13 protein-coding genes are annotated in these 18,042 nt (G+C 63.9%); 10 read left to right on the plus strand and 3 right to left on the minus strand.

From position 1 onward, the window contains the following. Nucleotides 1-10 precede the first annotated feature (10 nt). Nucleotides 11-517 carry a ferrous iron transport protein A gene (locus HS122_06640; GenBank protein ID MBE7538071.1) on the minus strand — a complete coding sequence of 169 codons (507 nt, stop codon included), beginning with the start codon at nucleotides 515-517 and terminating at the stop codon, nucleotides 11-13. Nucleotides 518-581: 64 nt separating this feature from the next. Between HS122_06640 and HS122_06645 the strand changes: the two genes are divergently transcribed. The 7 genes from HS122_06645 to HS122_06675 all read left to right on the plus strand — a co-directional run bounded on the left by HS122_06645 (nucleotide 582) and on the right by HS122_06675 (nucleotide 13,631). Beyond that, nucleotides 582-1,313: a membrane or secreted protein gene (locus HS122_06645; protein MBE7538072.1), complete on the plus strand. Its 732-nt coding sequence runs from the start codon at nucleotides 582-584 to the stop codon at nucleotides 1,311-1,313. 60 nt (nucleotides 1,314-1,373) lie between these two features. Next, nucleotides 1,374-4,382, plus strand: a complete 3,009-nt coding sequence (locus HS122_06650; protein MBE7538073.1) for a c-type cytochrome — start codon at nucleotides 1,374-1,376, stop codon at nucleotides 4,380-4,382. A gap of 18 nt (nucleotides 4,383-4,400) precedes the next feature. Beyond that, complete coding sequence (locus HS122_06655; protein MBE7538074.1) at nucleotides 4,401-5,210, plus strand: fumarylacetoacetate hydrolase family protein; 810 nt, start codon at nucleotides 4,401-4,403, stop codon at nucleotides 5,208-5,210. 201 nt (nucleotides 5,211-5,411) lie between these two features. Next, the gene (locus HS122_06660) at nucleotides 5,412-6,941 is read left to right on the plus strand and encodes a TIGR02677 family protein (protein MBE7538075.1); all 1,530 of its coding nucleotides are present in this window, start codon (nucleotides 5,412-5,414) and stop codon (nucleotides 6,939-6,941) included. Beyond that, a complete protein-coding gene (locus tag HS122_06665) occupies nucleotides 6,938-8,233 on the plus strand; it encodes a TIGR02678 family protein (protein ID MBE7538076.1) in 1,296 nt (431 codons plus the stop codon). The genes HS122_06660 and HS122_06665 overlap by 4 nt, the downstream gene beginning before the upstream one ends. Before the next feature lie 29 nt (nucleotides 8,234-8,262). Then, a complete protein-coding gene (locus HS122_06670; protein MBE7538077.1) occupies nucleotides 8,263-12,342 on the plus strand; it encodes a TIGR02680 family protein in 4,080 nt (1,359 codons plus the stop codon). A gap of 20 nt (nucleotides 12,343-12,362) precedes the next feature. Then, nucleotides 12,363-13,631: a TIGR02679 family protein gene (locus HS122_06675; GenBank protein ID MBE7538078.1), complete on the plus strand. Its 1,269-nt coding sequence runs from the start codon at nucleotides 12,363-12,365 to the stop codon at nucleotides 13,629-13,631. A 492-nt stretch (nucleotides 13,632-14,123) separates the two neighbouring features. On the opposite strand, the gene HS122_06680 is transcribed toward HS122_06675, so the two are convergent. Further along, nucleotides 14,124-15,194: an IS110 family transposase gene (locus HS122_06680; protein ID MBE7538079.1), complete on the minus strand. Its 1,071-nt coding sequence runs from the start codon at nucleotides 15,192-15,194 to the stop codon at nucleotides 14,124-14,126. 226 nt (nucleotides 15,195-15,420) lie between these two features. Here HS122_06680 and HS122_06685 point away from each other — a divergent pair, with 226 nt between their 5' ends. Then, nucleotides 15,421-16,458 (plus strand): transcriptional regulator, encoded by a 1,038-nt coding sequence (locus HS122_06685; GenBank protein ID MBE7538080.1) that lies wholly within the window; start codon nucleotides 15,421-15,423, stop codon nucleotides 16,456-16,458. 100 nt (nucleotides 16,459-16,558) lie between these two features. Then, nucleotides 16,559-16,960 (plus strand): WYL domain-containing protein, encoded by a 402-nt coding sequence (locus HS122_06690; GenBank protein ID MBE7538081.1) that lies wholly within the window; start codon nucleotides 16,559-16,561, stop codon nucleotides 16,958-16,960. Nucleotides 16,961-17,036: 76 nt separating this feature from the next. On the opposite strand, the gene HS122_06695 is transcribed toward HS122_06690, so the two are convergent. Then, entirely contained in the window at nucleotides 17,037-17,435 is a 399-nt protein-coding gene (locus HS122_06695) for a hypothetical protein (protein ID MBE7538082.1), read from the minus strand. A gap of 82 nt (nucleotides 17,436-17,517) precedes the next feature. On the opposite strand from HS122_06695, the gene HS122_06700 reads away from it, so the two are divergent. After that, nucleotides 17,518-17,772: a hypothetical protein gene (locus tag HS122_06700; GenBank protein ID MBE7538083.1), complete on the plus strand. Its 255-nt coding sequence runs from the start codon at nucleotides 17,518-17,520 to the stop codon at nucleotides 17,770-17,772. Nucleotides 17,773-18,042: the final 270 nt, after the last annotated feature.

Here is an 18,042-nt window from a genome sequence, read left to right on the forward strand (position 1 = left end):
CCCGCTCCAATCAGGCGCGATTCACGCACCGCTCCACCAGAATCTGGCTCGCAGCACCGTGATTCAGCGCAATACGAGTGCCATTCACGCAGCAGATCACCGGGGACCGACCCGAAATTTTTGTCACAAGCGACGACTCCCCAAATCCGAGCTCACGGATGCGCTGCTTGAAGGTTCCCTCTCCAACCAATTCGTAAACCCGACCGCACTCGCCCGCCGGAAGCTGGCACAACGGCAATCGGAAATCATCGGGTTTTACTTTTTCGCCGGAAGACATGAGCAGGCTCCGGGATAGATGATGAGACTCAGTTTCAATGTCAATCCACCCCGCCTCGAAAGCTTCATACGCCAGTTTTCTGCACATGACTTCGATCGTACTTCTGAAATTTCCATGAAAGCGTATAGAAATATTATCCGGAATTTCGGCGATATTCTGAACCTCGCAATCAGTCTGTCCCTGCGGAATTGGCCTCAGTGCCCCAATACAACGCTCTAATTTACACAAGGTAACACCCATTTTCCTTCAATGGCTGGCCTCCAAGCTTGCTCAAGGCCACCGCGTTGCCACGGTATTTTCAGCTATGAAACCCAAACCCCTGATATGCTTCCTGGCGCTGGCGGGCGTATTTTCCGTCAGCTTTGCCCGAGGTGCCGCAAGTCAATCCCCGTTGGTCGGTGCCTGGCACGCGTCCGGACCCATCGAACAAGTGCTGATCATAGCACCCGACTACTGGTCGCAGACATGGTTCGAACACGAAAAACACGCCTTCGTTCGCACCCGGGGCGGCTCGTATGTCGTCCATGGCGACGACGTTGAAGTTCGCCTCCAGTTCGACTCCAAGGACAAGTCGGATGTCGGCAAACCCGCCTCCGCGAAGATCGCCGTCTCCGGCAAGAACCTGACTGTCACCGACTCCAGCGGCGTCACTCAGAAATGGATCCGCATTGACAACGGCCACGGCCCGCAGGCCGGCACCTGGCGGATCACCGGGCGCCACTCCAACGGCAAGTTTTCCGAAATGCCGCTTCGCGCCCGCCGGACCTTGAAGATCCTCTCGGGCACCTGGTTCCAATGGGTCGCCATCAATGTCGAAACCGGTGAGTTTTCCGGCACCGGAGGCGGCACCTACACATTTAATGACGGCAAGTACGTCGAGCAAATCGAGTTTTTTTCCCGCGATAATTCCCGCGTCGGGGCAAGACTGGAGTTTTCGGGCGAGGTCACCGGCGACACCTGGCGTCATCGCGGCCGCAGCTCGAAGGGCGATCCACTCGACGAAACCTGGTCGCGCTTCAACGGTGCCACGCCCTGATATTCCTTCTCAGTGTCCCACTTTCTCGTTCATCACCGCTCGCAACCCCTCCCCGCCACCATGATCCGTCGTCCGTCGCGTATTCACACTTCCAACAACCTGTCCCTTTCGCTGATCGCCCTGCTGGCGTTCTCAAGCCTGCGCGCCCAGCAGGGCGAGTTCCCCGTGGGGACAGGTACGGGGCTGACAGCCGAGGTCGCCGCAAGGACAATGACGCTGCCTCCCGGGTTTCACGCCACGCCCTACGCCAGTGAGCCCGCCGTGCACCAGCCAATCGCGTTCACCATCGACGAACGGGGCAGGCTCTGGGTGCTTGAAAACTACGCCTACCCCAACTGGTCGCCCTACGGCCACGACCGCATCCTGATTCTTGAGGACACCGATGGCGACGGTCGTCACGACACCTCGAAGGTTTTCTACGACCAGATCAACTTCGGCAGCGGCATCGCCGTCGGGCACGGCGGCGTCTGGGTCGGCTCGCCTCCCTACCTTCTCTTCATTCCCGATCGGAATCGCGATGACATCCCGGACGGGCCGCCGCAGGTCATGCTCGACGGCTGGGGAGCGCAGGACACGCATGAAACCTTGAACAGCCTCATCTGGGGCCCCGATGGCTGGCTCTACGGGAACCAAGGGGTCTTCACCAGTTCCAACGTCGGCAAGCCAGGAGCCCACGACAACGAGCGCATCCCGCTCAACGCGTGCGTCTGGCGCTACCATCCCACAAAAAAAGTCTTCGAGGTCTTCGCCGAGGGAATGAGCAACCAATGGGGGCTGGATTTCAATGACCTCGGCGACTCCTTCGTCACCGCCTGCGTCATCCCGCACCTCTTTCATGTGATCCAGGGAGGATACTATCAGCGCCAATCCGGTCCTCACTTCAATCCGTACGTTTACGGCGAAATCAAGACGATCGCTGACCATCTCCATTACGATCGCGGCGTGGACTGGAGCAAATCGCGATTCGGCGCCGGTGGGACTGAAGCCGCGGGCGGCGGCCACGCGCATGCCGGCACGCTCATCTATCTCGGCGACAACTTTCCGGACGAATACCGCGGCGCACTGTTCACGCACAATGTCCTGGGCAGCCGCATCAATCACGACAAGCTCACCCCCACCGGGTCCGGGTACATCGGTTCGCACGCACCCGATTTCATGCGCGCAAACGACTTCTGGTTCCGCGGCCTGCGACTTGAAATCGGCCCGGATGGATCGATCTTCAACAGCGACTGGTACGACGCGCGCGCCTGCCACCAGCAGCAGCCGCAGGATCGCACGAACGGTCGCATCTACAAGATCAGCTATGGAACCCCTGCGCCGGTGAAGGTGGATCTCGCCAAACTCTCCAGCGCCGAGCTCGTCAGAAATCAACTTCACAAGAACGAATGGTTCGTTCGCCGCTCGCGGATCATCCTGCAGGAACGCGGACCGGATCCCGCCGTGCACGCGGCGCTGCTCGCGATCATTCGCGACAACCCCGACGTCACCCGCAAACTGCGCGCGCTCTGGACACTTCACGCCACGCGCGGACTCACCGGCACGCTTGCCCTCGAGTTTCTCAAATCCTCCGAAGCCTACGTGCGCGGCTGGACCATCCAGTTGATGTGCGAAGACAAGACACCGTCGCCCACCCTCATCTCCGCCTTCGGTGCCATGGCGAAATCCGAAGCCTCGCCCGTTGTCCGCCGATTCCTCGCCTCCGCTGCGCAGCGCATTCCCGTCGCCGCCCGTTGGGAGGTCGTTGAGGGGCTGCTCAGCCACGGCGATGACGCCGACGACACCAACCTGCCCCTGCTCTACTGGTACGCTGCCGAACCGCTGGTCGCAGTCGATTCAGCGCGCGCCTCCAAACTCGCCGCCGCCACTCCGCTCACCGCGCTGCGCTCCTACTTCACCCGGCGCGCCGCAGCGCTGGCGGATGCACAAAATGCCGACAAATCCGGCGTGTCCGCCGCTGGCGGACTCGAAACCTTTGCCGAGGCCCTCTCCACCGCGAGCGACCCCGACTACCAGCATGAACTTCTCGCCAGCATGCTGACCAGCACCGAGGGCCGATCGAAGCTCTCACCCCCGCCATCCTGGGCCAAGGCCTATGCGACCATTGGCATGAGTGCGAACCCCGACCTCATCGCCCAGTCCGACATCCTGGCCGTCCGTTTTGGCGATTCGAGCATCGGTTGGAAAAAGACATGGGTGGCCCGTGACAGCTTTGCGCCGCTCGTCGCGCGGCAGGCCGCACTTCGGCTGATGAACGAAACCCTGAACTTCCAGCTCGCGCCAACCTACCAGAGCGTGCTCGCCGAACCAGGCCTCAGACTCCTCGCCCTGCGCGGACTCTCCGCCTACGACGCGCCCACGACGCCCGAGGCAATCTTCAAATTCTACTCGTCGTTCACCGCTGAGGAAAAGCGCGCCGCCCTCTCCCTGCTCGCCGCACGCCCCGCCTACGCACACAGCCTGCTCGAGGCCGTCAAGGCGGGCACGGTTCCGAAAAGCGACCTCGACGCCTCGCTCGCGCGGCAGATTCGTTTTCACAAGGACGCTGACCTCGACCGGCTTCTCGCGGAAGTCTGGGGCGTGAGCCACGAGACTGCACAGAGCGCAACTGACGAAATTCAAGTCTGGAAGAGGGAACTCACGCCTGCACGTCTCGCAGCCGCCGATCTCAAGCGCGGACGACAGATCTTCAACAACACCTGCGCCCTCTGCCACCAGTTGTACACGGACGGCCGCTCCGTGGGCCCGGAGCTCACAGGATCCAACCGCGCCGATCTCGACTACCTGCTCCGCAACATCGTCGATCCCAACGCAGACATCGGCCGCGACTACCAGTTGGTCACCATCGAGACCAAGGACGGCCGCATGAACGCGGGCATCATCCAACGCGAAACGCCGTCCGCCATCACGCTCATCAACCAGGCGGAAAGCGTCTCCGTCGCGCGCGACCAGATCAAAACTCTGCGGCGACTCGACGTCTCGCTGATGCCTCCCGGTCTGCTCTCTTCACTCAGCGAGCCCGATGCAGCCGATCTCATCGCCTACCTGCAGACCAAGGGTCCGATCCAATAATCCTCCCGCAGATTTCCCATGAAAATCATACGCTACTCCGACAAATCCGGCACAATTCGCTACGCCGCCGAAACCGCGCCCGGCCGGCATCAAGTCATCAAGGGCGATCCCTATGGCACACGCGAAATCACATCCGAAGTCGCCGTCGTCGACAGGCTGCTCGCGCCTATTGTGCCCACGCAGATTCTCGGCGTCGGACTCAACTACCGGCACCATGCGGCCGAAAGCGGCATGAAAGCGCCGACCTATCCGGTGCTTTTCTACAAGGGCGTCAACACCCTGCAGCACCCGAATGCGCCCATCGAGATACCGCGCAAGCTGGCGAGTCACGAGGTCGACTACGAATGCGAGCTCGCCGTGGTCATCGGCCGCACCTGCAAGAACGTCTCGCGCGCCAGCGCACTCGACTACGTGCTCGGCTACACGTGCGCCAACGACGTCTCCGCCCGCGACTGGCAGTTGAAGTTCGGCGGCGGACAATGGTGCCGTGGAAAGACATTCGACACGTTCTCTCCCCTCGGCCCGTGTCTGGTGACAACCGACGAAATCACCGATCCGTCGAAGCTGAAGATCCGCACGATTCTCAACGGCAGGACCGTTCAGGACTGGAACACCGGCGACATGATTTTCGACATTCCCACGATCATCGAATTCCTCAGTGGCAGCACGACGCTCGTCCCCGGCACCGTCATCCTGACAGGCACGCCCCACGGAGTCGGCATGGCGGCCAAGCCCAATCCCGTGTGGCTGAAAGCAGGCGACACTGTGACGATCGAAGTCGACGCCATCGGCGCCCTCACCAATCCGGTTATCGAGGAATCTGTCTAGGCGAGAGGGGATCGGAGATCTCGAATTGGACGGAATCTCTCCCCATCTGGAACGACACGCACTCTTCCCCCATCTGGAGGGGCACGCTTTGTCGTGACCGGTTCGTCGGCTCGCTTCCGAAATCCCAAATCTCGCCCAACCCGCCTCTTCCCGCCCTCTGACCGCAGTCCCTGACATCCAAACTGCTCCCTCCCTCCCTTCGTGCCTGCCGGCTCCTCAACGCCCTTCGCGGTTTTCGCGCACCTCAACGTCGAGAACACCCCGCTCTACCGGGCCATCCTCACCCGTTTTGTCGCAGAGCGCGCGCGTTTCGTCATCTCGCTGCGCCCATCGGAGATTCTCCCGACACTTCCGCCGGAAATGGTCGCCAGTCCAGCGGCGCTCGACGACGCCCTCGATCAGCTTCGCACCTGGGGAAATCTCGACGACACCGCCGACAATGCCGATGCGGCGACGATCGAGGAGTTCTACCAGCGCCGGCGCCTGTACCAGCTGAGCGCCGCCGGTGAAGCGGCCGAGCAGGCGCTCGCCACCTTTGACGCCTACCTGCATCGACCGGGCGAACTCCAAACCGCCGCCCTCCAGGACATCGGCGAGCTTCTCGACGCACTTCTCCCGCTGCTCGCCGATACTCCTCCCGACGACGCCAAAATCCACCAGGTCCTCTCCTCGCTCGTCGCCCGTTTCGAGCAGCTCACCCTGCGCGCCCAGTCCTTCATGCGCGGCCTCCAGGGCACCCTTGAACTGCACGGCATCGGCGAGGACGCATTCCTCGCCTACAAGGAAAAGCTGATCGACTACCTCGAGAAATTCATCGGCGAACTTGTCATCGCCACGGGCCGCATCGCGGAGTTGCTCGACCAACTCGACCAGTGCGGCATCGCGCTCGCCTTCACCGCCGCCGCCAGGCGTGAACTCGTCGACGCCCTCGACCCCGCGCCCGGCGCACTGGAACAGGCGGAGAACCGCTGGAGGGAGGCGTGGGAGGGCCTTCGCCGCTGGTTCATACCCGGGGAATCACCGTCCCAGGCGGAACTGCTCCGCGCCCGTGCGCGCTCGGCCATACCAGCGCTGCTCGCCGCCGTCTCACAGATCAACGAGCGCCGCGCCAACCGGGCCGACCGCGCCGCGGATTTCTCCATGCTCGCGCGCTGGTTCGCGGAAGCGCCTGACGATCCCGCCTGCCACCGCCTCTGGCGCGTCGCCTTCGCGCTGGCACCTGCCCGGCACCTTCGCATCAACGCCGAAACGCTCGCCGAACGCGGCGCGCGTGCGGAAACGCCACGCACAAGCTGGCTCGAAGGCGCCCCGGTCTGGCTCTCGCCTCGCCTGCGCGCCCGGGGGTACAACGCGCCCCGGGGTGCGCCTCCCGCCGTGATCGACCGCACCGCCGAAAAGGCCCACCTGCGGCATCTCGCCCTGGAGCAGGCCGCGCAGATCGCGCGCGCACGCCGCGAACTGATCGAGGGCGGACGTCGCCGACTGGCCGACCTCGGTCCGCTCGGTGACGATGCCTTCCGGCTATTTCTCGACCTCCTCGGACACGCACTCACCCAGCGCCGGGACGAATCCGGGCCGATCGACGTCGAATCCGCCGACGGCACGCTCCGCATCCGCCTGGATCCCCTGCCCGACGGTCCGTTCGTCACGCTGAACACCGCCAGCGGCGCCTTCAACGGACGCGACCATTGGATCGCGATCGAACCGACGCTTTCCGGCTCAAGGGAATGATGCCTCAGCTCTCAAGTTCCCTGTCCCGGCGCGCCCGGCTGGCCCGTCTGCGCGAAGAGGCGGAGCCGCTCGTCGAGGAGGAGCGCCGCACCGCCGTGCGGACACTGCTGCAGCGCCCGCTGTTGATTCCCGAGGGGGAGCACGCACCGGCATTTGTGCTCGTACGCCGGCACCGCGAATGGCTCACCGACTGGTTCGCCCACCACCTCGACTGGCCTCTCGTCGTCACCGCGGAGGCCGCCCGGTTGCGCAAACGCCCAGCCGCATCCACCGACGCCACCCGCCCCGCGCGGGATCCGAGGAGCGGCGAACCCTTCAACCGCACGCGCTACGTTCTGTTCTGCCTCGCCCTCGCCGTTCTCGAGCGCGGCGACCGCCAGATCACGCTCGGACGTCTCGCCGAGCAGATCGAAATCGCGCTCTCCGCCGACCCCGCGTTCGCCCGCGCGGGTTTCCTCTGGTCGCGCGACGAACAGTCGGGGCGCCGCGACCTGGTGCACGCGCTGCGTCTCCTGGTCGATCTCGGTGCGCTCCGCCGCATTCAGGGAGACGAGGAGCACCATCTCCGCGATCGCACCTCGGACGTTCTCTACAACGTCAGCCGCCCCGTGCTCTCGCTCCTCCTCGGCTCGCGGCGCAGTCCCTCGCTGACCACTGCCACCGACGATTTCGACGCGCGCCTGCACGCGCTCCATGCCTCGGAGCTTCCTGAAAGCCCCGAGGCGCGCAACCGGGCGATTCGCGCGGCGCTCGCCGCCCGTCTTGTCGACGATCCCGCCCTGTACTATGCCGAACTCGACGACGAAGCCCGCGCCTACCTCGACCGCCAGCGGACGTTTCTTCTCGATGCGCTGTGCTCAGCCACAGAACTCCATCCGGAGGTGCGCGCCGAAGGGCTCGCGCTGACGGATCTCAATGGCCACTGCACCGACGCCGGCCTGCCGGAAGAAGGCACGGAAGGACACCTCGTCCTGCTCCTCGCGACCTGGCTTGCGGATCGTCTTCGCGACGGCGAATCCTCACCTCTCACGCTCGAAACCGTGCGACAAAAGACCGCCCGCCTCATCCGCCAGCATCGCCACCACTGGAAAAAGGAGATCGGGCTGCGCGGCGCCGAAATTCCCTTCACCGAACTCGTGCTCGACCGGCTCGAAGGCCTTGCACTCATCGAACGCATCGGCGATTCCATCCGCGCACTTCCCGCCATCGGCCGCTTTGCACTCCGCGCTGGCACCGACCTGTCCCCCTCCACCGAAGAAAACCTCGAACTTGGCCTGGCTTCTGATCCCTGACTTCCAATTTCACGCCTCGGCCTCCTGCCTTGTCACCCTCTCTCGTCATTTCCTCATTCCCCTCTCCCAGCCGCGAGCGCTGGCAGCCGCTGCGCAGCGGAGTGCTCAACCTCTACCGGTACGATGAGGAGGAGTTCCACTATGCCGACGGCCGCCTGCTTCTGCGGGGAAACAATGGCAGCGGAAAATCCCGCGTCCTCGCCCTGCAGCTTCCCTTCCTTCTCGATGGCGAGGTGAGCCCCGCCCGCGTCGAACCCGACGGGGACGCCGCCAAACGCATCGAGTGGAATCTTCTCATGGGCCGCCACAAGGACCGGACCGGGTACACCTGGATCGAGTTCGGGCGGCGCTCAGCGGACGGTGCGGAACATTTTCTCACCCTGGGCTGCGGCCTGCGCGCCGTAGAAGGCCACACGGGCCTGCAGGCGCGCTGGTTTTTCATCACCACGCGCCGCATCGGCCGCGACGTCAGCCTGCTCAATGAACAGCGCATTCCGCTTGGCCGCGACCGCCTCGCCGAACAACTGGGCGCCCATGGAAAACTTTTCCAAAAGGTTGAGGAGTACCGCCGCGCTGTGGACGAGGCCCTCTTCGGCCTGGGTCCGCGCTATGGCGCGCTGATCGAGCTGCTCCTGCGGCTGCGGCGTCCCCAACTGACCCGCAAGCTCGACGAGAATGAGCTGCCGGAGGCGCTGAGTGACGCCCTTCCCACACTCTCCGTCTCGATCGTCGATGAAGTGGCCGAGTCCTTCCGCGGACTCCAGTCCGACAAGGAGACGCTTCGCGATTTTGTCGCCGCCCGCGAAGCCGTCGCCGCATTTCTCCGAGAATACGTCCGCTACCTTCGCATCGCGGTTCGCCAGCGCGCCGCCGAACTGCGACGCACCCACTCCGCCTACGAAGAAGCCCAGCGCGCCGCGCGCACTGCACAGATCCGGCACGATGAAGCCGCCGCCGCACTGACTGCACTTGCCGCCGAACTGAACGAACTTCAAACCCGCTCCGCCGAGGCAGAAAGCCACGAGCGCACGCTCGCGGAAAGCCCCGAGATGAAGACCGCCGCGGAAATCCGCCTCGCGGAGGAACTCGCCTCATCCGCCGCAAAGGCGCTTCGACAGGCTGAAGCTGATGAAACCGCCGCGCGCCAGGCGGCGGATGTCGCTGCCAGTCGTCTCCGTCAGGCGGAGGAGGCCCACGCCCGGCAATCGCAGGCCTGCGCCCGCGCCCTCGGTGTTGCGGAAACCGCCGCGCGCGCCGCGGATCTCACTGAACCGCATCTTCGACACCTGCCTGCATCGACTTCGGATATCGCCAGCCTCAAGTTTGATTCTTCCTCCAGGTCCGCTCTCGAAAAGGTCCTCGCCCGCCGCGGCGAGGCATTGAAGCGACTGCGCGAAGGCGAGCGACTCCTCCGCACGGTCGAAACCGCCCTCGCCGCCGCCCAGCAGACACTGCGCGAAACCCAAGCCGCAACCACCGCCGCGCGAGACGATGAGCACACCGCCCGTGAAACCCTTGCCACCGACGCAGCCGCATTCGCCGATGCCTACCGTGCCTGGCTTTCGACGCTGATTCATCTCCGCCCCGTCCCCGCCGCCGACCTCGCCGAGGCATTCTCGGAATGGCTGGACCGCCGGGAGGGACCCACGCCTTTTCGTCGCGCCGCCGAATCCGCAGCAGTCGCAGCGCGCGACGGCTTCGCGTCCCAGGCTCACGCCATCGGGCTCAACATCGCGGCGCATACCGCGCGCATCGATGAAATTTCCGCGGAGATCCGACGTCTCGAACAGGGGGAAACCCAGCCGCCACCACCGCCGCCCATGCGGCGCGGAGAACGTCAGGGCCGCCCCGGCGCTCCACTTTGGCAGGTCTGCGACTTTCGCCCGGAGCTCTCCTCACCTGAACGCGCCTGTCTCGAGGCTGCCCTCCAGGCATCCGGCCTGCTCGATGCGTGGGTCCTTCCTGACGGGCGCCTGCTTGCACCCGATGAAGACAGTTTCCTCGTTCAACCCGATGATGCAGTTCCCTCCCTCTCCCGCTCACTCGGTGATGTGCTGATCCCCGCGATCGATCCCGAATCGCCCGCCGCCAGCCAGCTTTCACCCGCAGCCCTCGAACGTCTTTTCCGCAGCATTGGCGCGGCTCCCGATGCCGGTGAAAACTGGGTTTCAACCCATGGATCCTGGCGGCTCGGTCCCCTCGCAGGCCGCTGGTCCAAGACCGAGGCAGACTACATCGGCGAAGCGACCCGCGCCACGGCCCGGCGTCGCCAGATTGCACAGCTTTCCTCAGAGCGCAGCGCCGCGGAGTCCCTGCTCAACGAGGCCCGCGCATCCCAGGAAAAACTCATCCAGGATCGCGCCGGCGCCGAGGCTGAGTTCGCCGCGTCGCCCGACGACGAGCCGCTTCGCCGCGCAGGCTACGCCTTGGAAACCGCCACGCGACTGCTCACCGGCAGCATGCTCGCGGAGGAAAAGGCGTCGCGCATCGTCGATCAGCGCCGCGCCGACCACACCGCAACGTTGGACAAGCTCACCACCGATGCCGCGGATCTCCAGCTTTCCGCCTGGATCGAACGGCTAGATCTCCTCGCTGAAACAACACAGGGCTACACCACCGCGCTCGCCTCCCTCTGGCCCACGCTCCACCACGCCGAATCGGAGCTCGCCCGGCTCGTACTCGCGCGCGAGCAGGATGCCGCCGCAGCCGAGGCTCATTCGAATTGCCGCGCCAGACGTGAAGGCGCGGCGGGCGACGAAGCCTCCGCCCGGGGCCGCTTTGAAACGCTTCGTGACACCCACGGCCACACGGTCGCCCAGGTGCTGGAGCGCCTCGCCGTGGCACGGGCCGCGGTCGCGCTCCTCAGGCGGGAAATCGAGGAGAACCAGACCCAGCGTGCGGTTCGCACCGGTGAGCAGAGCGCCGCGAAGGAGCAGTGGCTCGCCGCGAGCGAAAAGCGCGAGAACCAGGAGGAGCTCCGCCGCACGGCCGTCGCACGCCTGCGCGCGCTCGCCGACCATCGTCTCATCGCCGAGGCCGCTCCGTCGGTCACGCTCGCGGACGATGACGAGCCCTGGAGCGTGAATCACGCCGTCGAGCTCGCGCGCACGCTCGACGCCGCTCTCGAAGACGCTTCGCTGGCGCCGGAGATGTGGCGCCAGCGGCAGGACCAAATTCTCGGTCATGTCCAGGAGCTGCGCGACCGTCTCATCCCCCACGGACACCAGCCCGACACCCACCAGCTCGATGAACTCGTGCTCGTGCGGTGTCACTTTCAGACGCGCCCGCACAGCATGACCGAACTTCAGGCCGCCTTCTCCGCCGAGATCGAGGCGCGCGGACGCCTGCTCCAGGAGCGCGAGCGGGAGATCATTGAGAATCACCTGCTCGCAGAGGCGGCGGTCGAACTCCAGAAGCTGATTCGCTCCGCCGAAAGCTGGAGATCGGCCGCGAACGACGAGATGCACAAGCGCCCCACAAGCACAGGCGTGCGCTTCCGGTTTCAATGGGAGGCCGACACCGAAATCCGCTTTCACGAGATTCGCCCGATCCTGCTTCGTCGCGGAGAGCTCTGGACGCCGGCCGAACGCACCGCCGTCTCGAGCTTTCTTCAGAACCGCATCGCCGCCGAACAGGCCGCCGACGAATCTGGTTCCTGGCGCGACCATCTCGCCCGCGCGCTCGACTACCGCCGCTGGCATCGTTTTGTGATCGAACGCCAGCAGGAGGGCCAGTGGAGGCGTCTGAACAGGATCACCTACGGCACCGGATCCGGCGGTGAAAAGGCCCTCGCTCTCACGCTCCCCCGCTTTGCCGCGGCGGCCGCGCACTACAGTGGCGCCGCGCCGACCGCCCCGCGGCTCGTGATGCTCGACGAGGCCTTTGCCGGCATCGACCCCACGATGCGCGCCCAGTGTCTCGGCGTGCTTTCGCAGTTCGATCTCGACGTCATCATGACCAGCGAACTCGAGTGGGGCTGCTACACGACCGTGCCCGCGCTCGCCATCTATCACCTCACCACGCTCCCCGGCTTCGACGCCGTCGCCGCCACACGCTGGCTGTGGAACGGCCGCGAGCGCCAGCAGGTGGACCACGCCCAACCCAACTGACCGCGCCGATCGAATCCCCCATGTCCGCCGATCTGCCCCGCCTGCGCGCCACCCTCGGCGATCCCGCGCTCGCGAGACTGGTCGCCGCCCTTCGCCGAAGGCTCGAGCTCGGCCGCCCTTTGAGCGGATCGCTGACACTCGGCGATGCGACCACCCAGGAGCGCCTGGCGCTGGACACTCTCCTCGGACGAGCCGCAACCCGCGGCAATTCGCTGCGAGTGGACATCGACCTTCTCGCCGAGACGCTCGCGGTCGCGGGCATCTGCGCCTCGCTTCAGGAGGCCGTTGAACTTCTGGAAGGTCCGGTTGTTGCACACAAGGACCTGAAGCGTCGCATGCTCCAGGCTTGGGCGGAAACGCATGCGGATGCACGCGTCGCATTCGCCTCCTGGCCTGCCATGACCGCCTGGCTCGAGGATCTTTTCGCCCAGGGAACATTGAAGCGCCTTGCGCCGAAACCCACTGAGGCCGCCCTTCTCCTTTCGGAAATCGCCCGCATGATCGCCGCTCTTCCGGCGCAGGGCGATCCGCTTTCCGGTCTTGCGGCGAAGCTCTACGGCGATGCCCACGCCCTCGACGCCGGCTCGCCCCTGGCCACGCTCGCGGTGAGGGCGGCCGCGAGGCTGGGCGGCGTGCAGGAATTCGCCGACGATGCGGAAGGCCGCCGCGAGGCCTGGGCCGCTGTCGGCGTGCTTTGCGACGAACTCAGCACGCCCGTTCTGCTCTTCAATCTGCCTGCGGCGGGAGACACGCCGACGGCGCGCCTGCTGCGTTCGGCGCTGGCCGACGCCGAACCGGCCTACCTCAGTCTGCGACACCTCCTCCGCTGGCCGCTCGCAACCGATCCCGCGCTCGCAGGCAGGGAAATCTTTGTCTGCGAAAATCCCACCATCGTGGCGCTTGCCGCAGAACGACTGGGTTCACGGTCCGCTCCCCTTGTGTGCGTCAACGGCCAGTTTGCGACGCCCGCAAAAACGCTGCTCCGCCAACTGACCACCGCCGGCGCCAGATTGCGCTATCATGGAGATTTCGACGGCGGAGGCCTGACCATCGCCCGCCGCGTCATAGCCGACCTCGGAGCGAGCCCGTGGCGATACTGCACGGCCGACTACCAAGCCGCGCCCAAAGGAAAGCCGATCTCCCCGGAATCGATCCCCGCATGCCCCTGGGACCCGGCGCTGTCAGACGCCCTGCGAAGCGAAGCCCGTGCCGTACACGAGGAAGCCGTCGCCGAGGATCTTCTCAGGGACCTGTCCAGCAGCTCTTACGATCAGAAAGCTCAAACTTGAAATATTACACCAAACGGCATTTCCACCAGCGCCGTCATGCACCGCACGATTCTTCACTATTGGAGGGGCACGCTCCGTCGTGACCGGTTCGGGAATCGATCTCACGCCTGAAATCCTCAAATTTCTGATCAGACACCAAACGGCATTTCCACCGGCGCTGTGTCGCGACGCTCGCCCCCAGGGCATGACAAAGCATGCCCCTGCTATGAAGCCGTAATGGGCAAGCGAAAAAAGCTACGCCCTTCGCACGCTGTGGACGTGCGTTGAAAAAAGGGAATTGGGATTGTGGCGCCGGGGACGTTCTCCGCCGCTGACACGTCAGCGCAACTGACGGTCCAACCTGCTATCCAAAGCGCGTGATGTGCGCCGTTAAGATGACTTATGCGGAAAGAGTAGTGGCGGAGACAAAGCGGTTCGATCTCCAAGACGGGGTTCACCCAAGGGGCATGACGAACACACTCCGCCCCCGCCACCAAAGTCCCATTTAGGCGCTCAACCCACTTTCAGGCCCAGCTGTTCGGGCGTGCAGCGACCGGTGTGGATGCGCCATAAATCGATTGCGAGCCGTCGCGCGACTGCGACCACGGCTCGTTTGCGTGCACGGGCGCCGAGCGCCTGGCGCAGTTTTTTCAGCGGAGGGTAGTCGGGCTGCCAGCGCAGCAGACGCCAGGCGGCCTCGACGAGCAGGTGACGCATTCGAGGGTTTCCGTGCTTGGAGATGCTGCCCTGACGGCGACGTGTCCCCGTCGAGTACTCACTCGGGCACAATCCGCTGTACCCTCCCACCTTTCGACGACCGCCAAAGCGGGCCCAATCGCACACCTCCATTCCCAGCAGTGTGTTCGTGAGCAGACCCAGTCCTTTCACCAGAATCTGTTTCTCGCCCATACTCTCAACCCGCTTGGTCCACGCTTCTATCTCGGATTCAAAATGCAGCGCTTGACGCTGCCAGGTCTCTATCCGTGCGCGCAGCTCCGGCGGCAATGTCTTCGCCAGCTCGCTCCAGGCCTTGGGATGCCACCAGTCTGGATCCGCCTGCACACCGGCGGTCAGCATCAAGCCGTGACCCCGCACCACACAGCGCTGGCGCTCCTTCACCAGCATTCCCCGCTGCCGACCCAACGCTCGAGCCTCTTCCTGTTCCTCCGTCGGAACGTACACCACCGAAAAGGCAGTGGTGTTGCCTCGCAGGTATCGGTCCAGCGCATCACAGATCTCCCGGGCATCCCTGCGATCAGTCTTCACACGCCTGCCTTCCGCGTCCCATTTCCGAGGCACGATCACCCGATTGCGCGCTCCCATCTGGATCAACTTGCGATGCAACCCGTATCCGCACGGTCCGGCCTCGTAGCAACTCTCCACACGGTGTCCTGCGGCGATCAGCCCCGCAACCAGATCCAGCAACTCTTTGTGCGACATTCTGCACACTGGCTTCGGCTGCTGCCCGTCATTCTGACGGCAGACCACCACATCCCTGGCGTGCAGATCCAGCCCCAACTTAACCGTCATCGCCATCTCGACAGCGACACGCTCACCATCTATTTTATGTATGTTATTATTCATAACGCCGACAGGTTGGCTGCTTTTCAGCCGCCTGTCGGCTACATGTCATCTCCATCGGAAGTTGCGCGGAGTCTTTCCCCATTGGGATACCCACAAAATCTTTCCCCACCTGGAGGGGCACGCTCCGTCGTGACCGGTTCGTCGGCTCGCTTCCGAATCTCCCAACTTCCCCAGCCAACCTCCACCACCCTCGCTCATGCCCCAGCTTTCGCGCACAAAGAACCCAATGAAATCCCGCGCTGAGAACGCCCCAATCCCTCCGCCCCGATCCACTCACGAACGCTCGCGCTCCCACGGCGGCCCCGCGGCCACCACTCGCATTTTCCATCTCCACAGGAAACTATCCGACGGCAAACGCTTCACCGTCGCCTCGCTCGCGCGCGAACTCGAAATTTCCGAACGCACCATCAAGCGCGACATCGAGCGGCTCCGCGACTTTCACCGCGCCCCCATAGTGTGGGACTCCACAGCCCGGACCTATCGCTACAGCGAACCGTTCGATCTTCTGACCGGCCTGCGCTTGAACGCGAATGAAACTCTCGCGATCGTGCTCGCCGGACACACGTTCGCCGCCTGGGGCGAATCTCCACTGGGGCAGGTCCTCACCCAGGCGCTCGGCAAGGTTGCACGCTTCGCGGGCGAGGCGTTGTCCATGCCAGCCGATTCGATGCGGGACTGCCTCTTCACACCGGACGCATCGTTTCAAACGGAGAGCGGCTCGCGCTGGTTTGCCGACCTCCTCGACTGCATTCTGAACCGGCGCGAGATCAGACTCCACTACCGAAAGCCGTCCGCATTCCGGCCGGACACGCGTACGATCCGCCCGCTGCATCTCGCCTGCCTCGATCACCGCTGGATGCTGATCGCGCATGACGAGGGGAAAGCCGCCTGGCGAAGCTTTCTGCTCGATCGCATCCAAGGACTCGAGCCCACCGGCAGGCATTTCACGCCTCCCGCCCGCCAGCAGATTCGCGATCACCTTAAGGGAAGCCTCGGGCGGTTCACCGGAGAAACGGAGATTGATGTCCGTCTCAGCTTCACCGCCATCGCGGCACCCTATGTGCGCGAACACCCCTGGCATTTTTCCCAAACGATCGTCGACCGACCCGACGGTGGCATAAACGTCCAGCTTCGGCTCAACAACCTCGTCGACATCCGGCGACGCGTCCTCGCCAATGGACGCCACGTCGAAGTCCTCGCTCCGCCGGAACTCCGCGCGGCGGTGGCGGAGGAGGCAGCCGCGCTGGTTCGGAAGCACGCATAGGAAGAACGAAATACATTCTGGGTGGGCCACTCGGTGTCCCTGTGCGTGTGCTATCGTCCCCCGACACAGGGCGCGATCCGTGCCCGCACCTCGACCTCCCATGCACCGCCGTTCCTTCCTCAACTTCATCGGACTCGTTCCCCTTGCGACGGCGACCTGCGTCGTCGCCAATTTGAAGGCGACCGAAACCAAGCCCCTTCCCATCGAGCCCTGGCGCGACGGCCCCGACACCCTGGAGCGCTGGCGCCGCGCGCCCCGCCAGCCCGTGTGGGAAAGCGATCAACCCGAGCTCTCCCTGCTGATTGAAGCTCTCCGGAAGAACCAGCGCGTGCAATTTTCCTATTTCGGCGGCAGCGCACTCGGCGACCCACGCGTCGTCACGCCCGGCCACCTCTACACCGTCGCCGGTTTCCCCGGCCACTACCTCTCCGGCTACTGCCACCTCCGCGACGCCGAACGCACCTTTCTCGTGGCGAGGATGAGCGAGGTGGATACCCTCTGAAGGAACATGAAGGCGAACTTGGAATACGACTGTCTTTGATCTATTCGTCGCGAACGCAGCCGAAAACACACACAGATTACTTGAAGCGGATGTTTCCCGGGTGGACATCGAGCAATATGACCCCATGTAACCGAAGGACCTCCAACAGGCGTCTCACTTCTCCGGCTCGTTGTTCAAAATCCTCTTCCACTTTTCGGTTCCAATCAGCCCAAACTTCCTCGGAAAATTCGGGGGCTTCGTCGAGCCAGGCATCAGCGAAGTCCAAGATGAACGGCGCGGTCACCATGGTCATCTCGATTGTCATCAACTCGTCATCATAGCCGACCAGTTGTGGAATATTGTGCCCCTCAATCTGCCAAACGCGCTCTTCGCGCAGTCGCACGTAGACATCGCGTTCTCTTCGGAATTGTTCGGCCCGATGGAAAGTTTTTACCGCCAGGAAGGCTGGAAAGTCATTGCTTTCAACCTCGTGCACGACACCATCCTTGCCGCTACCGAGGAAGCGCCGAGCAAGAAAGCTCCGCCGGCCTGCGTAGGCGGCAAATCGATTTCGAACAATGTCATCTTTACTCGGCACCGTGGTTGCGACCGGACATTCCACAACAGTGAAGATGTACGCGATTGCCGGGCAACGCCGCTTCGCCGTGGCTCAAGTCGGACCGGACTTCATGATCGTAACGGAGTCTGTGCAACTCCCTCCGATCGCCGTCGAGTTGGTCGCGGAAATCGATGGCCAGATAAAGCGGCGGTCTGTGTACCTTCCGAATGGCGTGCAGACGGGGGTCGTTCGGACTCCAATCGAAGCCGCGTAAAGCAGCGCAAAACCCAAAGGAGCCGCGCTCTTTCGAGCGCGGAAATGCCTGAAGCTCAGGCAACGTCCCATACGACATCCATACTTCAACGGAGCCATGTCTGGAATACTTATTCATAGAAGTAGTCTGGGAAGTTTTTAAGAAGGGAAAAGATCTTGCCGACAAGTCAAATCATGTTAGCAATCTGCCAATGCCCCTGATTCTCGACACTAGATTGAGCCCTATTGCTTCCTGCTGGTTCGCAGACTCCCGGCCAAACAGCACACTTTC

It is taken from the genome of Opitutaceae bacterium (assembly GCA_015075305.1).
Taxonomy (GTDB): domain Bacteria; phylum Verrucomicrobiota; class Verrucomicrobiia; order Opitutales; family Opitutaceae; genus UBA6669.